The following is a 14,944-nucleotide window of genomic DNA, read 5'->3' as shown; positions in this document are numbered from 1 at the left end:
GACGGCGCGCTCGGCGCGGAACTGCTCGGCGCCTTCAAGCGCTTGATCGAGAACCCGATGAGCATGCTGGTCTAGGACGGGAAAGGCGGTGCGGAAATTCTTCACCGGCCTTTTCGCCTTGTTCTTGCCGTCGGGCGGATCGCGCCGGCGGCCTAGTCGACCGGTGACGGCAGGGGTGTAGCAAAAGCATGAAGACGATTCTCTGCTACGGCGACTCTCTCACCTGGGGCTATGACGCCGGCAGTCTCGGCCGCCACGCGCTCGAAGATCGCTGGCCGAGCGTGCTCGGGGCTGAGCTTGGAGGTGACGTCGAGGTCATCGCTGAAGGTCTCAACGGCCGCACCACGGCCTTCGACGACCACCTGGCCGGCGCCGACCGCAATGGCGCCCGCGTGTTGCCGACGATCCTGACCAGCCATGCGCCGCTCGACCTGATCATCATCATGCTTGGCGCCAATGACATGAAGCCTTGGATTCACGGCAATCCGGTCGCCGCCAAGCAGGGCATCCAGCGCCTGATCGACATCGTGCGCGGCCACGACTACCCGTTCGACTGGCCAGCGCCGCAGATTCTCATCGTCGCGCCGCCCGCGGTGACGCGCACCGACAATGCCGAGTTCAAGGAAATGTTCGCCGGCGGCGACGACGCCTCCAAGCGTCTGGCGCCGCAATATTCAGCACTTGCCGACGAGGCCGGCTGCGGCTTCTTCGACGCAGGCACGGTCGCCGTCACCACGCCGCTCGACGGCGTCCATCTCGACGCCGAGAACACGCGCAACATCGGTAAGGCGCTTGCGCCGCTCGTGCGCGTGATGCTCTCACTCTAACCTTCAGAAAGATCAGGGAGAAAACCCCGTGGCTGAATCCTACGACGTCATCATCATCGGCTCAGGCCCCGGCGGCTATGTGACGGCGGTGCGTTCCGCCCAGCTCGGCTTCAAGACGGCGATCGTCGAGCGCGAGCATCTTGGCGGCATCTGCCTCAACTGGGGCTGCATCCCGACCAAGGCGCTGCTGCGCTCGGCCGAGATCATGCATTATTCGGACCACCTCAAGGACTACGGCCTGAAGCTCGAAGGCGGCAAGGTCAGCCCAGACACATCAGCCGTGGTCGACCGTTCGCGAAAGGTGTCGCTGAGGCTCAACACCGGCGTCGGCTTCCTGATGAAGAAGAACAAGGTCGACGTCATCTGGGGCGAGGCGAAGCTGTCGAAGCCCGGCGAGGTCGTGGTTTCGAAGACGGCCAAGAAGCCGATGGAACCGCAGCCGCCGGTGCCGAAGGGCGTCAAGGGCGAGGGCACCTATACCGCCAAGCACGTCATTCTGGCGACCGGCGCAAGGCCGCGCGCGCTGCCCGGCATCGAGCCGGACGGCAAGCTGATCTGGACTTATTTCGAGGCCATGGTGCCGAAGGAAATGCCGAAGTCGCTGCTGGTGATGGGCTCGGGTGCCATCGGCATCGAGTTCGCCTCCTTCTACCGCACCATGGGCGCCGATGTGACCGTGGTCGAGCTGATGCCGGCGGTGATGCCGGTCGAGGACGCCGAGGTCTCGAAATTTGCGCAGAAGCAGTTCGAGAAGCAGGGCATGAAGATCATCCTCGAAGCCAAGGTGACCAAGGTCGAAAAGGGCGCCAATTCAGTCACCGCGCATGTCGAGATGAAGGACGGCAAGGTCGAGAAGATCACCGCCGACCGCATGATTTCCGCCGTCGGCGTGCAGGGCAACATCGAGGGCCTAGGCCTGGAGACGCTCGGCGTGAAGACGGACCGCGGCTGCATCGTCGTCGACGGCTACGGCAAGACCAATGTGCCTGGCATCTACGCGATCGGCGACGTCGCCGGCCCGCCCATGCTTGCCCACAAGGCCGAGCATGAAGGTGTGATCTGCATCGAGAAAATCGCCAATTTCCCGGGCGTACACGCCATCGACAAACTGAAGATCCCCGGCTGCACCTATTGCAGCCCGCAGGTCGCGTCCGTCGGCCTGACGGAGGCCAAGGCCAAGGCGGAGGGCAAGGACATCCGCGTTGGCCGCTTCCCATTCAGCGCCAACGGCAAGGCGATCGCGCTCGGCGAGGACCAGGGCTTCGTCAAGACCATCTTCGACAAGAAGACCGGGCAGCTTCTCGGCGCGCATATGGTCGGCGCTGAGGTGACCGAGCTGATCCAGGGTTTTGTCGTGGCGATGAACCTGGAGACCACCGAGGAAGAGCTGATGCACACGATCTTCCCGCATCCGACGCTGTCGGAGATGATGAAGGAGAGCGTGCTGGACGCCTATGGCCGCGCTTTGAACGCATGATAAGTCACCAATCGGTGATAGATTGCCAATCGGTCATAGACGGCCAATCCGTGCTAACGTGGTCGGGCGAGACTCACACGCGGCAGCCGGAGAAAGCTGACGGCAAGGCAGTTCGTATCCGGATGCATTTTCACCTGATCGAGGAGGAATTGGCATATGCATATGAATGGCGTCGGCTGGATCACAGCCATCATCGTCGGCGGCCTGGCGGGCTGGTTCGCCGAGATGGTCATGAAGAGCAACACCGGCATCGTCATGAACATCATCATGGGCATCGTCGGCGCAGTCGTGCTCAACGCGATACTGCAGGCCCTCAATGTCGGGCCCTTCGGCGTCGGCTGGGTAGCCTATCTGATCACCGGCTTCATCGGCGCCTGCCTGCTGATCTTCGTCGGACGGTTGGTGCGCCGCTGATCGCCGGCAAATGTCGCTATGCGAAAAAGGCCGTGGCGGCATGCGCTGCCGCGGCCTTTTTCTTTACCTCGAAAAGTCTTAGATGACGAAAGACAGGCGGCCGTCGAAATAGCGGCCGCGAAGGGTTTGAGATGGTTACAGTCGTAGACACGATCGCCAGCCGGCCGCGCCCGCGGCATCCCGAGAAGGCGCACCGGCCCGACCAGGAGGTGCTGCGCAAGCCCGACTGGATCCGCGTCAAGGCGCCGGTTTCCAAGGGTTATGCCGAAACGCGCGAGATCGTGAAGTCGCACAAGCTGGTGACGGTGTGCGAGGAGGCCGGCTGCCCGAATATCGGCGAATGCTGGGACAAGAAGCACGCCACCTTCATGATCATGGGCGAGATCTGCACGCGCGCCTGCGCCTTCTGCAACGTCGCGACCGGCATCCCGACCGCGCTCGACCCCGACGAACCGGCGCGCGTGGCGCATGCCGTCAAGCAGATGGGGCTGAGCCACGTCGTCATCACCTCCGTCGACCGCGACGATCTGGCTGACGGCGGCGCACAGCATTTCGCCGACGTCATCCGCGCCATCCGCGCGGCGACGCCCTCGACGACGATCGAGATCCTGACGCCCGACTTCCTGCGCAAGGACGGCGCGCTGGAGATCGTCGTCGCGGCCAAGCCCGACGTCTTCAACCACAATCTCGAAACCGTACCGTCGAACTACCTGACGGTCCGTCCGGGAGCGCGTTATTTCCACTCGATCCGGCTTTTGCAGCGGGTCAAGGAACTCGATCCCTCGATCTTCACCAAATCCGGCATCATGGTCGGCCTCGGCGAGGAGCGGAACGAAGTGCTGCAATTGATGGACGATCTGCGTTCGGCCAATGTCGACTTCATGACCATCGGCCAGTATCTGCAGCCTTCGAAGAAGCACCATCCCGTGATCCGGTTCATCCCGCCGGACGAGTTCAAGTCCTACGAGACCATCGGCAAGACCAAGGGCTTCCTGTTGATGGCATCGAGCCCGCTGACGCGCTCCTCGCACCATGCCGGCGAGGATTTCGCCAGGCTGCGCGCGGCCCGCGAAGCGCAGCTCGCGAAGGCCAGCTGATTTTCAATGCCGAAATTCGAGGCGACACGCCGCGTCGCGCATACGCCGGAAGAGATGTTCGCGCTGGTGGCGGACATCGAGGCCTACCCGCAATTCCTGCCGCTCTGTGAATCGCTCGCCGTGCGCTCGCGCAAGGAGCGTGACGGCCGCACCATCCTGGTCGCCGACATGAGCATCGGCTACAAGGCGATCCGCGAGACCTTCACCACGCAGGTGCTGCTCAATCCGGCCGAGCATGCCATCGACGTCAAATACATCGACGGCCCGTTCAAATATCTCAGCAATATCTGGCGCTTCGACCCGGCCGAAAAAGGCTGCGAAGTGCATTTCTTCATCGACTATGAATTCAAGAGCCGTATCCTCGGCGCGGTGATGGGCACGATGTTCGACCGCGCCTTCCGCATGTTCTCGGAAGCTTTCGAGAAACGCGCCGACGTCATCTATGGTGCAAGGGCGGGCTAATGCTTGTCGCCCAAAAGTGCGCAGCGGTTTTGGGGAACGACATGCATCAAACGAAGACTTAAAGCGCGTCGCCTGAATCCGTTTCAGCGCGACGCGCTTTAACGTTCGCCGAGCGCCCGCAACCCGAGTTGCAGCGCATGCCGCACCGTTTCGTGCCGGATGAATTCGCGGCCCTTTTGGCCGAACAATTGCTGTTCGGCGGCGATCGGCTGACCGGCAAGCGCTATCCCGAACCAAACGAGGCCGACCGGCTTGTCGGCTGAGCCGCCGCTCGGACCAGCGATGCCGGTGACGGCAAGCGAGAGGCTGGCTTGCGAATGCGCCAACGCGCCGGCTGCCATCTCCAGCACCGTCTCGCGCGAAACCGCGCCATGCGCGTCGAGCGTGGCGGCGGAAACGCCGAGCATCTCCATCTTGGCTTCGTTGGAATAGGTGATGAAACCGCGATCGACCACGGCGGAGGAGCCGGCGATGTCGGTCAGTGCGGCGATGATCAGACCGCCGGTGCAGCTTTCGGCCGTCGCCAGCATGATGCCGCGCTGTTGGCAGGCCTGGAGCAGAGCGATAGCGAGTTCGGCGTTGCTCATGCCGGCACCTCTCCCGGATAGACGACGCTGGCGGTGGCGATCGCGGCGATGCCTTCGCCGCGCCCGACAAAGCCCAGCTTCTCGTTGGTTGTCGCCTTGATCGAAATGCGCTCAGGCGCAATGCAGAGCATGGCCGAAAGCGCTTGCGTCATCGCCGCGCGATGCGGCCCGACGCGCGGCGCTTCGCAGATCAGCGTGATGTCGGCATTGGCGATACGGCCGCCACGCTCGCGCACCAGCTTTGCCGCATGCTCGACGAAGATCTTCGAGGCCGCGCCCTTCCATTGCGGGTCCGAGGGCGGGAAATGCGTGCCGATATCGCCGGCGCCGCAGGTGGCGAGCAGCGCGTCGGTCAGCGCATGCAGCCCGACATCGGCATCCGAATGGCCAGAGAGCTTTCGCTCGTAGGGAATGGCGACGCCACAGAGCGTTACATGGTCGCCGGACTCGAACGCGTGCACGTCGTAGCCGTTGCCGGTGCGTATGTCCGGGAAGCGCTGCTGCGCGCTGGAAAGCCGCTGGTCGGCCAATGCAATGTCCCTTGCCCAGGTGAGTTTGACGTTGTCCGGCGATCCGGGAACGATCTTGACCGGGATCTGCGCCCATTCAGCGATCGCCGCATCGTCGGTGAACTCCGTCTTGCCCAGATGATGCGCCTTCTCATGCGCGGCGAGCAGCGGCCAGAACGGAAAGCCCTGTGGCGTCTGCGCCGCATGCAGGCCGGCTCGCGACACCGTCTCGTCGATCATGCCGGTGGCCGATTCCCGCTTCAGCGTATCGGCGACGGGCAACGCCGGCAGCGCGCCCTGGCGCTCGCCGATGGCCTCGATGGTGCGGTCGATCAGCCCAGTGTCGACGAACGGCCGCACGGCGTCGTGCACCAACACTTTTGCGGGCGCCTGATCTCTCAGCGCCAGGAGGCCGAGCCGGACGGACGCCTGGCGCGAAGGGCCGCCGATCACGGTGACAAGACGATCGCCATGCGCCTCGGCCGCGCGTTGGAAGAGTTCGGCGTCGTCGGCATGAATGGCCACGACCACGGGACCGATCATCGGATGCGAGAGGAAGATATCCAGCGTATGCGCAATGACGGCGCGGCCGCCGATGCGCTGATATTGCTTCGGGCCGTCGGTCTGCCCGGCGCGCGCGCCACGGCCGGCGGCGACGATCACCACCCCGATCCCGCCGCTTGGGGACGCCGCTTGCTTTTCGCTTGCCTCGCTCATTCCGATCGGTCCTAGAGCCGGATGATTTCAGGGCGATTCGACCTGAAATCTGAATCCGTCTCTAAATCAAAGAAGTAGATGATGTCGGCCGAAAACCGCTCACACTTTTCGGCATCATGCTCTAGTCGCCGTGATGGCCGAAGGCCAGCTTTTTCCAAAATGCGCCTTAATGTGACGTCATTGCGCGTTGCACAATGCCACACTTCTGGCTAGAGAATGTGCAACGATCGAACATGCTTGGTTTTTGTGCATGGCTGAACTGACCACATTGGCATCGCCACTCGATGTTGGCGGCGTGAGAATCCGCAATCGCGTTTTCCTGGCGCCGATGTCTGGCATCACCGACGAGCCGTTCCGGCAACGCGCCCACGCGCATGGCGCGGGGCTGGTCGTTTCGGAAATGGTGGCAAGCGGCGAACTGGCCAAGGGCAGGGCCGGCTGCGACCTGCGCATCCGCCATTCCGGCCTGCCGGTGCATATGGTTCAGCTCGCCGGCCGCGAGGCCGTCCACATAGGCGAGGGCGCGCGCATAGCGGCGGGCGAGGGCGCCGATATCATCGACATCAACATGGGCTGCCCCGCGAAGAAGGTGACCGGCGGCTATGCCGGCTCGGCGCTGATGCGCGACCTCGACCATGCGCTTTCGCTGATCGACGCGGTGGTCGGCGCCGTGTCGGTGCCGGTGACGGTCAAGATGCGGCTTGGCTGGGACGAAAGCGCGCTCAATGCGCCGATGCTTGCGCGCCGCGCCGAACAGGCCGGCGTCAGGATGGTGACCGTGCATGGCCGCACGCGCTGCCAGTTCTATCAGGGCAAGGCCGACTGGCGCGCCATCGCGCGCGTCAAGGAAGCCGTCTCGATCCCGGTGGTGGCCAATGGCGATGTCGGCTCGCCGGAAGAGGCGGCGACAATCCTCGAACAGTCCGGCGCCGACGCAGTGATGATCGGCCGCGCACATTATGGCGCGCCGTGGACCGCCGGCGGTATTGCCACAGCCGCCGCCGATGCAAGCGCGCAAGCTGTTCCGAGAACGCCGCAGGCGCTCGCGGACTACGTCGTCTCGCATTACGAGGACATGCTCTCGCTCTACGGTATCGAAAGCGGCTTGCGCCAGGCGCGCAAGCATCTCGGCTGGTATCTCGACCGCCATGCTCCCGATGCGTCCGCCGAACAGCGCAAGCGCATTCTCACATCCTTCGAGCCGGGCGACGTCGCCGCCGAGCTGCGCCGCGTGCTCGTCGGCCGCGCGCAATCGACCAGCCTGCGGAGCGCGGCATGAAGGCAGACGTCCCACAGCCGGCTGGTATGGCGGATGCCGCCAATATCGTGCTCAACACCATTCGCCGCCCGGTCATCATGGTCGACCCCGACGGCTTCATCACGTTCGCCAATGCCGATGCCGAGGACTTCTTCCGCTCCAGCGCGACCATGCTCGCCCGCAACACGCTCTCCAAGCTGGTGCCGTTCGGCAGCCCGTTGCTGACGTTGGTCGATCAGGTGCGCGAGCGGCGCGCGCCGGTCAACGAATACCGCGTCGACGTGTCGTCGCCGCGGCTTGGTATCGAAAAGATGGTCGATCTTTATGTCGCGCCGGTGCCGGAGTTTCCAGGCTCCATCGTCGTCATGTTCCAGGAACGGTCGATGGCCGACAAGATCGACCGTCAGATGACGCATCGCGGTGCCGCGCGCTCCGTCACCGGCCTTGCCGCGATGCTCGCGCATGAGATCAAGAACCCGCTCTCCGGCATCCGCGGCGCCGCTCAGTTGCTCGAGCTTTCCGCCTCCGACGAGGACCGCGCGCTGACCCGCCTGATCACGGACGAGACTGACCGCATCGTCTCGCTTGTCGACAGGATGGAGGTGTTCTCCGATGAGCGGCCGATCGAGCGTTATCCGGTCAACATCCACGTCGTGCTCGATCATGTGAAGGCGATTGCCAAGAACGGTTTTGCAAGGCGGATCAAGATCTTGGAGGAGTATGATCCATCATTGCCTCCGGTCTTCGCCAACCGCGACCAGCTGATCCAGGTCTTCCTCAATCTGGTGAAGAACGCCGCCGAGGCGATCGGCGCCGACCCGCAGGGCGAGATCATGCTGTCGACGGCCTTCCGCCCCGGCATCCGCGTCTCGGTGCCTGGGACGCAGGACCGTGTCTCGCTGCCGCTGGAATTCTGCGTGCACGACAACGGGCCCGGCGTGTCCGAGGACATCCTGCCGATCCTGTTCGATCCATTCATCACCACCAAGCCGAACGGCTCCGGACTTGGCCTGGCGCTGGTCGCCAAGATCGTCGGCGAGCATGGCGGCATCATCGAATGCGATTCGACACCGCGCGGGACGACGTTTCGCATCCTGCTTCCAGCCTGGAAGGAAGCCGCGCCCGGCGTTGGCGACGAAGCTGAAGGAGACCGCACATGAGCGCTCGCGGCAATATTCTGGTCGCCGACGACGATGCGGCCATCCGCACCGTGCTCAACCAGGCGCTGTCGCGGGTTGGCCACGAGGTGCGCGTCACCTCGAATGCCTCGACGCTGTGGCGTTGGGTGGCGGCGGGCGAGGGCGACCTCGTCATCACCGACGTGGTGATGCCCGACGAGAACGCCTTCGACATGCTGCCGCGCATCAAGAAGGCGCGGCCCGAACTGCCCGTCATCGTCATGAGCGCCCAGAACACCTTCATGACCGCCATCCGCGCCTCCGAGACCGGCGCCTATGAATATCTGCCGAAGCCGTTCGACCTGACCGAGCTGCTCAACATCGTCAACCGGGCGCTCGCCGAGCCGAAGCGGCCGAAGCTCGATGCCCGCGCGGAAGACCAGCCCGAGACGATGCCGCTGGTCGGCCGGTCGGCCGCCATGCAGGACATCTACCGCATGCTGGCGCGCATGATGCAGACCGACCTCACGGTCATGATCAGCGGCGAGTCCGGCACCGGCAAGGAGCTGGTGGCGCGCGCGCTTCACGAATACGGCCGCCGTCGCGGCGGTCCGTTCGTGGCCATCAACATGGCGGCGATTCCGCGAGACCTCATCGAATCAGAACTGTTCGGCCATGAGAAGGGCGCCTTCACGGGCGCCCAGAACCGCTCCAGCGGCCGTTTCGAGCAGGCCGAGGGCGGCACGCTGTTCCTCGACGAGATCGGCGACATGCCGATGGAAGCGCAGACCCGGCTGCTGCGCGTGCTGCAGCAGGGCGAATACACCACGGTCGGCGGCCGCACGCCGATCAAGACCGACGTCCGCATCGTCGCGGCCACCAACAAGGACCTGCGCACGCTGATCAATCAGGGTCTCTTCCGCGAGGACTTGTTCTACCGCCTCAATGTCGTGCCGCTGCGGTTGCCGGCACTGCGCGAGCGTTCCGAGGACATTCCCGACCTGGTGCGGCATTTCTTCAAGCAGGGCGCCAGCGAGGGCCTGCAGACCAAGCGCATATCGTCCGGCGGCATCGAGCTCATGAAACGCTATCCCTGGCCGGGCAACGTGCGCGAGCTTGAAAATCTGGTGCGCCGGCTGGCCGCCCTCTATTCGCAAGACGAGATTTCATCGGAGATCATCGAATCCGAACTGAAAACCGGCGAAAGGCCGGTCGTGCCCGACGGTGGCGCGCTCATCCCCGACGATCTGTCGATCGGCCAGGCGGTCGAGCATTTCCTGCAGCGTTATTTCGCCTCCTTCGCCGGCGAATTGCCGCCGGCCGGGCTTTACCAGCGTATTCTTGCCGAGGTCGAATATCCGCTGGTGCTGGCTTCAATGACGGCGACGCGCGGCAATCAGATCAAGGCGGCGGAGCTTTTGGGGCTCAACCGCAACACGCTGCGCAAGAAGATCCGCGAACTCGGCGTCAACGTCTACAAATCGGCCAGGCAGCCCTAGAGCCGGATGATTTCAGGTCGAATCGACCTGAAATCTGAATCCGGCTCTAAATCAAAGAGATAGAGCATGATGTCGTCCGAAAACCGCTTCACACTTTTCGGCATCATGCTCTAGCGTCACCTCGTCCTTCGGCGAATTTTGTCTGGGAAAGATTATCTTCCCGGCCACACTTGTTGCATAATCGCCACAATGCGTTGCATACATCCGACGCGATGACCGACTCTGTACCGCGACATGGCAGCTGAGGCTCCGACCCTGAACCAACCGCTTTTCAACCAGACCGGCACGCGTGAAGGGCGACGGTTGCTGGCGTTGCCAGGCGTGGTCGCGATTGCCGGAGCGATGATAACGGCGGCCATCTCGTTCGCGATCCTGGTCGGCGCAACGCCGATCGCGCCGACCGCGGACGCGACGTGGGCCTTGATCGCGGCCAATGCCGTCTTTGTCCTGTTCCTCATCGCCTTGATCGCCCGCGAGGTGCGCCGCATCGTCCTGGCGCGGCGCCACGGCAGGGCCGCCTCGCGGCTGCATGTGCGCATCGTCGCGATGTTCGCGCTGGTTGCCGCCATTCCGGCCATCATGGTGGCGATCATCGCCTCGATCACGCTCGATATCGGCCTCGACCGCTGGTTCGAACTCCGCACCAAGACGATCGTCAACTCGTCGCTGTCGATTGCCGACGCCTATGTGCAGGAGAACGCGCGCAACCTGCAGGGCACGACATTGTCGATGGCATACGATCTCGATGCCTCGCGCACGCTTTACGGTCTCGACCGAGCCGGTTTCCTCGATCTGTTGAACAAGGAAGCCGTCGGGCGCGGACTGGCGCATGCGGCCCTGATCAAGCCGGACGGCTCGTTCGTCATGAACGCCAAGACCGATGCCGATTTTCCCATGCCCGAGCCGCCCTCGGGGGCTGTCGACACCGCGGCCGACGGCAAGCCGGTGCTGATAGAACCGCGCACCCGCAACATCATGGGCGCCATCATCAAGCTGCGCGAGATTGAAGGGCTTTACCTCTATACCATCCGGCTGGTCGATCCCGACGTGATCAAGGCGCGCCAGATCGTCAGGTCCAACACCGACGAATACCGCAATCTCGAGGACAACCGCCGAACCTCGCAGGTCGCCTTCGCGCTGCCTTATCTGTCGCTCACGCTGATCATCACGCTCTCGGCGATCTGGACCGGCATCGCGGTCGCCGACCGGATCGTGCGGCCGATCCGTCAGCTGATCGGCGCGGCCGACGAAGTGGCGACCGGCAATCTCGACGTTGCCGTTCCCGTGCGCCAGTCCGATGGCGACGTCGCCTCGCTCGGCGAGACCTTCAACAACATGATCCTCGAGCTCAAATCGCAACGCAACGAGTTGGTGTCGGCCAAGGATCTGATCGACGAGCGGCGTCGCTTCTCCGAGGCGGTGCTGGAGGGCGTCACCGCCGGCGTCATCGGCGTCGATCCCTACGGCATCATCACCATCGTCAACCGCTCGGCCGAGACCATGCTGGCGATTTCGGCAAACGCGACGCTCGGCCAGAACCTTTCGGCGGTCCTGCCGCTTGTCGGCCGCGTCTTCGAGATCGGACGGCAGTCCGGCAAGCCGGTCTATCGAGAGCAGGTGACCTTCTTCCGCACCGGCCTGGAGCGCACCTTCAATGTGCAAGTCACGGTCGAGGCCGGCGACGACGGCGAGGAAGAGAAATCCTACGTGGTCACCGTCGACGACATCACCGATCTCGTCCAGGCGCAGCGTTCGTCGGCCTGGGCGGATGTAGCGCGGCGCATCGCGCATGAGATCAAGAACCCGCTGACGCCGATCCAGCTTTCGGCCGAGCGCATCAGGCGCCGCTACGGCAAGGTCATCACCGAGGACCGCGAGGTCTTCGACCAGTGCACCGACACCATCATCCGCCAGGTCGAGGACATCGGCCGCATGGTCGACGAATTCTCGGCCTTTGCCCGCATGCCGAAGCCCGAGATGAAGACGATAGACCTGCGTGAATCGCTGCGCGAGGCGTCCTTCCTGGTCGAGGTCAGCCGCTCCGACATCGCCTTCGAGCGCGATTTCGGCAGCGAGCCGTTGAAAGGCACTTTCGACAGCCGGCTGATGGCGCAGGCCTTCGGCAACGTCATCAAGAACGCCGCCGAGGCGATCGACGGACTTGATGCGCAACACCGTTCGGACGGCACAATCCGGATTCACGCCGGGCGCCAAGATGGCGCCATACGAATCGACGTTATCGACAACGGCAAGGGGCTGCCGCGCGAGAATCGCCAAAGGCTTCTCGAGCCCTATATGACGACACGCGAGAAGGGCACCGGGCTTGGTCTCGCTATCGTCAAGAAGATCGTGGAGGACCATGGCGGCCGTCTCGAATTGCATGACGCGCCAGCGGATTTCCATGGTGGCCGGGGCGCGATGATCTCGATCATCCTGCCCCCGGCAACGATCGTAGCCGCGCCGCCACGCGGTGAAGGTCGAAGCGAACACGAACGAGAAACTGAAAAGGTCGGTAATGGCGTCTGACATTCTCATCGTCGATGACGAGGAAGACATCCGCGAACTTGTCGCCGGTATCCTGAGCGACGAGGGTCATGAAACCCGCACGGCGCATGACGCCGACAGCGCGCTTGCGGCAATCGCCGATCGCGCGCCGCGATTGATTTTCCTCGACATCTGGCTGCAGGGCTCGCGCCTCGACGGACTGGCGCTCCTCGACGAAATCAAGACCATGCATCCGAACATGCCGGTGGTGATGATTTCCGGCCACGGCAACATCGAGACGGCGGTGTCGGCCATCCGGCGCGGCGCTTACGACTTCATCGAGAAGCCGTTCAAGGCCGATCGCCTCATCCTAGTTGCCGAGCGCGCGCTGGAAACCTCCAAGCTGCGGCGCGAGGTTTCCGACCTCAAGCAGCGCAGCGGCGAGACCTTCGATCTGATCGGCATGTCGTCGGCGATGAGCCAGTTGCGGCAGACCATCGAGCGCGTCGCGCCCACCAACAGCCGCGTCATGATCGTCGGTCCCTCAGGCTCCGGCAAGGAACTGACGGCGCGCGCCATCCACACATTATCGTCGCGCAAGGCCGGCCCGTTCGTCACGCTGAGCGCGGCCACCATCACGCCTGAGCGCATGGAGATCGAGCTGTTCGGCACCGAATCGAACGGCACCGAACGCAAGGTCGGCGCGCTGGAAGAGGCGCATCGCGGCATCCTCTACATCGACGAAGTCGCCGATATGCCGCGCGAAACGCAGAACAAGATCCTGCGCGTGCTGGTCGAGCAGCAATTCGAGCGGGTAGGCGGCACCAAGCGCGTCAAGGTCGATGTCCGCATCATCTCTTCGACCTCGCAGAATCTCGAGGCGATGATCGCCGACGGCCGGTTCCGCGAGGACCTTTACCATCGCCTGGCGGTGGTTCCGGTCATGGTGCCGGGGCTCGCCGAGCGCCGCGAGGACATTCCCTACCTCGTCGACAATTTCATGAAGCAGATCGCGCGCCAGGCCGGCATCAAGCCGCGCCGCATCGGCGACGATGCGCTGGCGGTGCTGCAGGCGCACAACTGGCCGGGCAACGTTCGCCAGTTGCGCAACAATGTCGAGCGATTGATGATCCTGGCGCGCGGCGAAGAGGCAGATGCGCCGATCACCGCCGATCTTCTGCCCTCCGAGATCGGCGACGTGATGCCACGCACACCCAACCAGTCGGACCAGCACATCATGGCGCTGCCGCTGCGCGAGGCTCGCGAGCAATTCGAGAAGGACTATCTGATCGCCCAGATCAACCGCTTCGGCGGCAACATCTCGAAGACGGCCGAGTTCATCGGCATGGAGCGCTCCGCCTTGCATCGCAAGCTGAAGTCGCTCGGTGTGTAAGCAATTCCAGGAAAAGTGCGCAGCGGTTTTCCGTCCGGAATTGCGTAAACTCTCTAGACCGACTTGGCCCACGAGATTGTTCATTACGGCAGGGGCGGAATCGCCTAAGAAAGCCGGACATTTCCCTGAGGATGCCCATGCCGCGCATTGCCTATGTCAACGGGCGCTATGTCGTTCATGCCCAAGCCAGCGTCCATATCGAGGACCGCGGCTACCAGTTCGCCGACGGCGTCTACGAGGTCTGCGAGGTGGCGCGCGGCCATATCGTCGACATGCCGCGCCATCTTGCCCGGCTCAAGCGCTCGCTGAAGGAACTGTCGATCGCCTGGCCGGTCTCCGAGGGTGTCCTGCCGATGCTTTTGCGCGAGGTGGTCAACCGCAATGGCGTGGTCAACGGCCTTGTCTATGTGCAGGTGACGCGCGGCGTTGCCAGCCGCGAGTTCGTGTTTCCGCCCGCGGGCACGAGACCTGCCCTGGTCATAACCGCCAGAAAGGCCGATCCGACCGCGGGGGCGAAGCGGGTGGAGACCGGCATCAAGGTCGTCACCGTCCCCGAGAATCGCTGGGACCGCGTCGATATCAAGAGCACGGGCCTGTTGCCCAATGTGCTCGCCAAGCAGAAGGCCAAGGAGGCCGGCGCCCAGGAAGCCTGGTTCGTCGACACCGACGGCAACGTCAAGGAAGGTGGCTCGTCCAACGCATGGATCGTCACCCGGGACGGCGTCCTTGTGACCCGACCCGCCGAGCACGGCATCCTGCGCGGCATCACCCGCACGACGCTGTTCGATGTCGCCGCAAAGCTTGGCCTCAAGATCGAGGAGCGCGGTTTCTCGGTCGCCGAAGCCAAGGCCGCCAGGGAAGCGTTCATCAGCTCGGCGACGACAATCGCCATGCCGGTGGTCGAAATTGACGGCGCGCCGATCGCAAATGGCCATCCCGGTTCCATGACACTTTCGTTGCGGCAGGCATTTTTTGACGTTGCGGAAAAAAGTCCAGCCTGATAACCGCACAACTGGAATTAACCTCAACTATCTCATTCTGCTTGCCATTGTGTCGGCAAGAGGGGGTTTGCGCGCTTGACAGGTGCTGCGTAATTTGGCGC

General features: G+C 63.7%; 13 protein-coding genes. 11 read left to right on the top strand and 2 right to left on the bottom strand.

The features are described from left to right. The first annotated feature begins 188 nt into the window (after positions 1 to 188). The 5 genes from RFM52_RS15080 to RFM52_RS15060 all read left to right on the top strand — a co-directional run bounded on the left by RFM52_RS15080 (position 189) and on the right by RFM52_RS15060 (position 4,277). Positions 189 to 827 carry an SGNH/GDSL hydrolase family protein gene (locus RFM52_RS15080; RefSeq protein ID WP_320295574.1) on the top strand — a complete coding sequence of 213 codons (639 nt, stop codon included), beginning with the start codon at positions 189 to 191 and terminating at the stop codon, positions 825 to 827. Positions 828 to 855: 28 nt separating this feature from the next. Then, complete coding sequence (gene lpdA / locus RFM52_RS15075; RefSeq protein ID WP_320295575.1) at positions 856 to 2,304, top strand: dihydrolipoyl dehydrogenase; 1,449 nt, start codon at positions 856 to 858, stop codon at positions 2,302 to 2,304. A 156-nt stretch (positions 2,305 to 2,460) separates the two neighbouring features. Beyond that, positions 2,461 to 2,718 carry a GlsB/YeaQ/YmgE family stress response membrane protein gene (locus tag RFM52_RS15070; RefSeq protein WP_320295576.1) on the top strand — a complete coding sequence of 86 codons (258 nt, stop codon included), beginning with the start codon at positions 2,461 to 2,463 and terminating at the stop codon, positions 2,716 to 2,718. A gap of 131 nt (positions 2,719 to 2,849) precedes the next feature. Further along, positions 2,850 to 3,815, top strand: a complete 966-nt coding sequence (gene lipA, locus RFM52_RS15065) for a lipoyl synthase (RefSeq protein WP_320295577.1) — start codon at positions 2,850 to 2,852, stop codon at positions 3,813 to 3,815. A gap of 6 nt (positions 3,816 to 3,821) precedes the next feature. Next, a complete protein-coding gene (locus RFM52_RS15060; protein ID WP_320295578.1) occupies positions 3,822 to 4,277 on the top strand; it encodes a type II toxin-antitoxin system RatA family toxin in 456 nt (151 codons plus the stop codon). A gap of 98 nt (positions 4,278 to 4,375) precedes the next feature. On the opposite strand, the gene RFM52_RS15055 is transcribed toward RFM52_RS15060, so the two are convergent. Together RFM52_RS15055 and RFM52_RS15050 are read right to left on the bottom strand one after the other, a co-directional pair. After that, positions 4,376 to 4,864: a CinA family protein gene (locus RFM52_RS15055; protein WP_320295579.1), complete on the bottom strand. Its 489-nt coding sequence runs from the start codon at positions 4,862 to 4,864 to the stop codon at positions 4,376 to 4,378. After that, positions 4,861 to 6,090, bottom strand: a complete 1,230-nt coding sequence (locus RFM52_RS15050; protein ID WP_320295580.1) for a bifunctional 2-C-methyl-D-erythritol 4-phosphate cytidylyltransferase/2-C-methyl-D-erythritol 2,4-cyclodiphosphate synthase — start codon at positions 6,088 to 6,090, stop codon at positions 4,861 to 4,863. Before RFM52_RS15050 ends, RFM52_RS15055 begins: the two co-directional genes overlap by 4 nt. Positions 6,091 to 6,340: 250 nt before the next feature. On the opposite strand from RFM52_RS15050, the gene dusB reads away from it, so the two are divergent. The 6 genes from dusB (at position 6,341) to RFM52_RS15020 (ending at position 14,843) form a co-directional block, all read left to right on the top strand. Then, on the top strand, positions 6,341 to 7,369 hold the full coding sequence (dusB, locus tag RFM52_RS15045) for a tRNA dihydrouridine synthase DusB (protein WP_320295581.1): 1,029 nt from the start codon (positions 6,341 to 6,343) through the stop codon (positions 7,367 to 7,369). Next, positions 7,366 to 8,508, top strand: coding sequence for a two-component system sensor histidine kinase NtrB (locus RFM52_RS15040; RefSeq protein ID WP_320295582.1), 1,143 nt, complete (start codon positions 7,366 to 7,368; stop codon positions 8,506 to 8,508). The genes dusB and RFM52_RS15040 overlap by 4 nt, the downstream gene beginning before the upstream one ends. Then, entirely contained in the window at positions 8,505 to 9,965 is a 1,461-nt protein-coding gene (ntrC, locus tag RFM52_RS15035; RefSeq protein ID WP_224509941.1) for a nitrogen regulation protein NR(I), read from the top strand. Before RFM52_RS15040 ends, ntrC begins: the two co-directional genes overlap by 4 nt. A 234-nt stretch (positions 9,966 to 10,199) precedes the next feature. Then, positions 10,200 to 12,491: a sensor histidine kinase NtrY-like gene (locus RFM52_RS15030; RefSeq protein WP_320295583.1), complete on the top strand. Its 2,292-nt coding sequence runs from the start codon at positions 10,200 to 10,202 to the stop codon at positions 12,489 to 12,491. Continuing rightward, positions 12,481 to 13,842 carry a nitrogen assimilation response regulator NtrX gene (gene ntrX / locus RFM52_RS15025; RefSeq protein ID WP_320295584.1) on the top strand — a complete coding sequence of 454 codons (1,362 nt, stop codon included), beginning with the start codon at positions 12,481 to 12,483 and terminating at the stop codon, positions 13,840 to 13,842. The genes RFM52_RS15030 and ntrX overlap by 11 nt, the downstream gene beginning before the upstream one ends. Before the next feature lie 137 nt (positions 13,843 to 13,979). Next, positions 13,980 to 14,843 carry a D-amino-acid transaminase gene (locus RFM52_RS15020; protein ID WP_320295585.1) on the top strand — a complete coding sequence of 288 codons (864 nt, stop codon included), beginning with the start codon at positions 13,980 to 13,982 and terminating at the stop codon, positions 14,841 to 14,843. Positions 14,844 to 14,944: the final 101 nt, after the last annotated feature.

This window comes from Mesorhizobium humile (assembly GCF_033977215.1).
In the GTDB taxonomy this organism is placed as follows: Bacteria; Pseudomonadota; Alphaproteobacteria; order Rhizobiales; family Rhizobiaceae; genus Mesorhizobium; species Mesorhizobium humile.
The sequence above is the reverse complement of the archived record's forward strand: the minus strand, read 5'-3'. Positions and strand labels throughout refer to the sequence as shown.